The sequence below is a fragment of the Dermacoccus sp. UBA1591 genome (assembly GCF_002322065.1).
Taxonomy (GTDB): Bacteria; Actinomycetota; Actinomycetes; order Actinomycetales; family Dermatophilaceae; genus Dermacoccus; species Dermacoccus nishinomiyaensis.
Map to the genome: position 1 here is coordinate 1 of NZ_DCNR01000007.1, position 4,960 is coordinate 4,960.

The window sequence follows — 4,960 nt, forward strand, 5'->3', positions numbered from 1 at the left end:
GCCGCGTGGCTCGCGGGCTCGAACTGCAGCGTCGAGTGGTCGACGTCGAAGTGGCCGACCAGGCACTCGAGCACCTCGTCGAGCAGCCGCGGGGCGTGCCCGTCGTGGAAGCACTCGTCGTCGATGACGAGGTGCGCCGACAATGCCGGCAGGTCGCTCGTCACGCTCCACACGTGCAGGTCGTGCACGTCGCGTACGTGATCGACCTCGAGCATGTGCGCGCGGATCGCCTCGACGTCCGTGCCGTCCGGCGCGCCCTCGAGCAGCACGCGCCCGGCCTGCGCGACGAGCCCTGCCCCCGCGTGGAACATGAGAGCGACGACGATGAGCGTCGCGACGGCGTCGGCGCGCATCCACCCCGTCGCCCAGATGACGGCGGCGGCCACGGCCGTACCGATGAACCCGTACAAGTCGGTGATGATGTGACGGTACGCGCCCTCGACGTTGAGCGACGTCCGGTTCGCGCGGGCGAGCAGCATGCCCGCGGCGACGTTGACGACGACGCCCGCCAGGGCGACCGCGAGGACGGGTTTCGGCTCGACCTGCGGCGGGTCGACGAGGCGCCGCACCGCCTCGACGAGCAGCACCGCACCGAGCAGCAACAACGTGATGCCGTTGCCGAGGCCGGAGAGGATCTCGGCGCGCTTGAACCCGAACGTCAACCGCGCGTTGGCGGGCTTCGCAGCGAGGTGGATCGCCCACAGCGCCAACGCGATGGCGGCGGCATCCGTCAGCATGTGCGCCGCGTCCGACAGCAGCGCGAGCGAACCCGTCGCGAAGGCCACGACGACCTCGGCGAGCATGTAGAGCACGAGCAGCGCGAGGGCTGCGCTCAGGTAGCGCCGGTCGGCGTCAGCACTCGGAGCATGGCTGTGGGCGTGGCCGCCATGTCCGTGGCCGTCATGCGCAGCCTGCTGCTCATGGGCCTCGCGCCCGTCATGCGATTCGTGTCGTGTGCCCACGCGCCACCTCCTCGGTCGGCACGATGCTAACGGCCCTCATCGACGGCTGAGTCACGTGATGCGCGCTGCGTCAGTCCTGACTGACTCGACGCGCATCATGTGACTCAGCTGCACCGGCGTCGTTCGGGGGAATGCCCGCGGCTGTGCCAGAGTTGACGCAGTGTTTCGCCGGGGCCGGAGGCGCCGGCGGTCGTTGACCCGAAGGACGTGCCATGTTCGCAGCGCTCACCGGGGCGGGCCTGTCCGCCGCCGCCGGTCTCAACGCCTACATCCCGTATCTCGTCGTCGCTCTGCTCGCGCGCTTCACCGACGTGATCACGCTGCCCTCCGGGTTCTCGTGGGTCGAGAGCACGCCGTCGATCGTCATCGCGTCGATCCTTCTCGTGGGCGAGATCATCGTCGACAAGATCCCGGCCCTCGACAGCGTCAACGATGCGCTCGGCACGATCGTGCGCCCCGCCTCGGGCGCCGTCGTCTTCGCGGGGACGGCGGCCGCCGCGAACCTCGACAACTCGCCGTGGATGACGCAGCATCCGTGGGTCGGCCTCATCGGCGGCGCCATCGTCGCGGGCATCTTTCACACGGGAAAGGCCGCCGCGCGCCCCGTCGCGAACGTCGGGACGGGTGGGTTCGCCGCGCCCGTCCTGTCGACGGCGGAGGACGCGACGTCGATCCTGCTCAGCCTCGCGGCCGTCTTCGCGCCGATCCTCGCGCTCGTGCTGCTCGCCGTCGTCGCGTGGGTGATGTGGCGGCTGTGGCGCCGGGTCGTCGCAATGCGTGAGCGCCGCGCCGCGCGCGCCGCGGTCTGAGAGCGCCCGGCCCATGTCGTTTCCCGCCCTCGCCGCCGACTCCGCGCTCGAACACCGCCTTCGGCGCCGTCGTCTCGTGCGCAACATCGTCGCGGCGCTCGTCATCGCGCTCGTCGTGTTCGGGGTGATGCGGACGTGGCACGCCGTCACCGCCTCGGGTCAGAACCCGCACGTCGCGACGAAGACGGTGACGCTCATCGCCGCCGAACCGCGAGACGACGGCGTCCACGTGCGGGCGCGACTCGACGCGCCGTCGGTCGATGCGACCTCACACGAACTCGAAGCCGTCATCCCGACCGCGACGTGGAACCTCACCCATGCGCTGTGGGCCTGCTACCCCCCGAACGACCCGGCCCGCGGCAGCCTGCGCACGCCCCTCGACCCCGGTTGCGTGTACTTCGTCGACGCCCAGGACTGACGACCGGGCCTGCGGTTGCTCGGGGGCGCTAACCGTCAGCGCGCCGCGAGAGCAGCGTCGTACAGGGTCTTCTTGGACAGGCCGCTCGCCTGGGCGACCTGGCCGCACGCGTCCTTGAGCCGCACTCCCCCGGCGACGAGATCGAGCACCGTCGCGACCGCATCCTCGAGCGACGCCTCGCGAGGTTCGGCACCCTCGACGACGACGGTGATCTCGCCGCGTGCCCCGTCGAGGGCCCACGCCGCGAGTTCGCGCAGACCACCGCGGCGGACCTCCTCGTACGTCTTCGTCAGTTCACGACAGACCGCGCCGCGCCGCTCGTCGCCGAACGCGTCGGCCATCGCCTCGAGCGTCACCGCCAAACGGTGCGGCGCCTCGAAGAACACCATCGTGCGTGCCTCGTCGGCGAGCGCCGCGAGCATGCGGGCGCGTTCGCCGGCCTTGCGCGGCAGGAACCCCTCGAAGCAGAACCGGTCGACGGGCAGCCCTGACACCGCGAGCGCCATGAGTACGGCCGACGGGCCGGGCACGCACGTCACCGTCAGGTCGCGTTCGACACACGCGGCGACGAGGCGGTACCCCGGGTCGCTGACGCTCGGCATCCCGGCGTCGGTGACGAGCAGGACGCGTTCGCCTGCGGCGATGCGCTCGACGATCTCGCCCGTGCGCTGGGCCTCGTTGTGCTCGTGGTAGCTCATCATCGACCCGCTCGGGGTGACGCCCAGCGCGTCGCAGAGCCGCTTCGTCCGCCGCGTGTCCTCCGCGAGGATCAGCGGCGCGCTCGCGAGTTCGTGCGTGAGACGCGGTGCCGCGTCCGCCGGGTCGCCGATCGGCGTCGCGGCGAGAACGAGGGCGGGGACGGGTGCTTCGGTACTCACGCGGCCATGGTGTCACGCTGGCGCAGGCGCGCCTCGTGCCCGCCGCGGGTCGACCTGGGTCACGGGGCGTGACGTCGGAGCGGGCCCCTCCTGTCAGTGCCACCGACTACGCTGGCCAACCGGGGCAGACCGTCCCACCGCCAGCCCGCGAGGATCGAGGACGCCACCGGTGAACGCCACCCTGACTGACGCCCCGTCGTCCGCCACCCGCGTCGACACCGACGGCCATCCCGACCGTGACGAGTTGATGCTGCGCGAGCGCCTGCTCGGCGCCCCGGCGAGTGCGCAGCAGAAGTTGTGGAGCTGGTTCGGCCCCCTGACGGTCATGCTGATCGGCGGTTTGCTGCGGCTGTGGGATCTGGGGCGCCCGCACCAGCTGATCTTCGACGAGACGTATTACGTCAAGCAGGGCTGGTCGATGATCCTGTACGGCCACGAACGCAAGACGCCCGCGAACATGCCGGAGCCGGACGCGTTCTTCACGCACGGCCAGGTGCCGACCGTATACGGCACCGAACCCGACTTCATCGTCCATCCGCCGTTCGGCAAATGGATGATCGGCGCAGGCGAGCGCCTGTTCGGCATCACCTCCTCGTTCGGCTGGCGCATCGCAGTGGCACTCACCGGCACGCTCGCGATCCTGCTCGTCGGGCGCGCGGCCTGGCACCTGTTCCGCTCGGCGACGCTCGCGACGATCGCGGCGCTGCTGACCGCGTTCGAGGGCATGGAATTCGTCATGTCGCGCACGTCGATCCTCGACGGGCTCGTCAGCTTCTGGGCTCTCGCCGGGTTCGTCGCGATCCTCGCCGACCGCGACCGCAGCCGTCGGATCCTCGCGCGCAAGGTCGCGCAGCTGCGTCGTGACGGCGACTGGTCGCTCGATGCGAAGCAGCGCCTCGCCGGCCCGTCGCTCGGCCTGCGCCCGTGGCGCTGGGTCGCCGCCGTGTGCCTCGGCCTCGGCATGGCGACGAAGTGGTCCGACGGGTTCTATCTCGCCGCGATCGGTCTGCTCACCGTGTTCTGGGATCTCGGAGCGCGCCGCGCCGTCGGCGTCCGCCGCTGGCTCTCGGCGACCGTCATCAAGGACGCCGTCACCGGGGCGCTCATCATCGTCCCCACGGCATGCCTGACATATCTGCTCACCTGGGCCGGATGGTTCCACTCGAACGACGCCTGGGGACGCAACTGGGCCGCGAGCAACCCGGCGACCAAGAACACCGGGTTCGCACCCGATTCGAGCCTGTTCTCGTGGCTGCCCGACAGCCTGCGCAGCCTGTGGCAGTACCACATCCAGATGTACGACTCGGCGGAGAGCATCACGTCGCCACACACGTATCAGTCGAACCCGTGGTCGTGGATGGCGCAGACACGCCCCACCTCGTTCTTCTACGAGGCGCCTGCGAAGCGCGATCAGGGGTGCTCGGTCACGGAATGCTCGAAGGCGATCACCTCGCTCGGTAACGTCAGCATCTGGTGGTTCGGCATCGCCGCCCTGCTCGTGTGCGTCTTCATGTGGGCGCTGCGCCGCGACTGGCGTGCCGGGACGCTCATCGCACTCGTGCTCGCCGGATGGCTGCCCTGGTTCAGCTATCAGGAGCGCACCGTCTTCACCTTCTACGCGGTCGTGTTCGCGCCCTACGTCATCCTGGCCGTCACGTACTGCCTGGGCTTGATCCTCGGACCCGCCACCGCGAGCCTGCGACGGCGACGCATCGGCGCCGGCGTCGTCGGTGCGTACGTCGTGCTCGCCGTCGCGACGTTCGTCTTCTTCTGGCCGATCTACACCGCGCAGGTCATCCCCCACGACCACTGGAGCTGGCGGATGTGGCTGCCGTCCTGGATCTGACGGGGGCTTCCGGCGCGGGTCGCGTACCGACCGGCGGTCGAGGCTCG

General features: G+C 70.4%; 5 protein-coding genes. 3 read left to right on the top strand and 2 right to left on the bottom strand.

The window, feature by feature from the left end; translation table 11 throughout:
- On the bottom strand, positions 1-962 hold a 962-nt coding region (locus B2284_RS01005; RefSeq protein WP_286697084.1), incomplete at its 3' end, for a cation diffusion facilitator family transporter.
- A 212-nt stretch (positions 963-1,174) separates the two neighbouring features.
- Here B2284_RS01005 and B2284_RS01010 point away from each other — a divergent pair.
- Both B2284_RS01010 and B2284_RS01015 read left to right on the top strand, forming a co-directional pair.
- Positions 1,175-1,771 (top strand): DUF4126 domain-containing protein, encoded by a 597-nt coding sequence (locus B2284_RS01010; RefSeq protein ID WP_006946758.1) that lies wholly within the window; start codon positions 1,175-1,177, stop codon positions 1,769-1,771.
- Between the two features lie 13 nt (positions 1,772-1,784).
- Positions 1,785-2,189, top strand: coding sequence for a hypothetical protein (locus B2284_RS01015; protein WP_006946813.1), 405 nt, complete (start codon positions 1,785-1,787; stop codon positions 2,187-2,189).
- 35 nt (positions 2,190-2,224) lie between these two features.
- Here the strand turns inward: B2284_RS01015 and rsmI are convergent, their stop codons facing one another.
- Positions 2,225-3,067 carry a 16S rRNA (cytidine(1402)-2'-O)-methyltransferase gene (gene rsmI / locus B2284_RS01020; protein WP_006946759.1) on the bottom strand — a complete coding sequence of 281 codons (843 nt, stop codon included), beginning with the start codon at positions 3,065-3,067 and terminating at the stop codon, positions 2,225-2,227.
- Between the two features lie 169 nt (positions 3,068-3,236).
- Between rsmI and B2284_RS01025 the strand changes: the two genes are divergently transcribed.
- The gene (locus B2284_RS01025) at positions 3,237-4,913 is read left to right on the top strand and encodes a dolichyl-phosphate-mannose--protein mannosyltransferase (RefSeq protein ID WP_286697085.1); all 1,677 of its coding nucleotides are present in this window, start codon (positions 3,237-3,239) and stop codon (positions 4,911-4,913) included.
- Positions 4,914-4,960 lie beyond the last annotated feature (47 nt).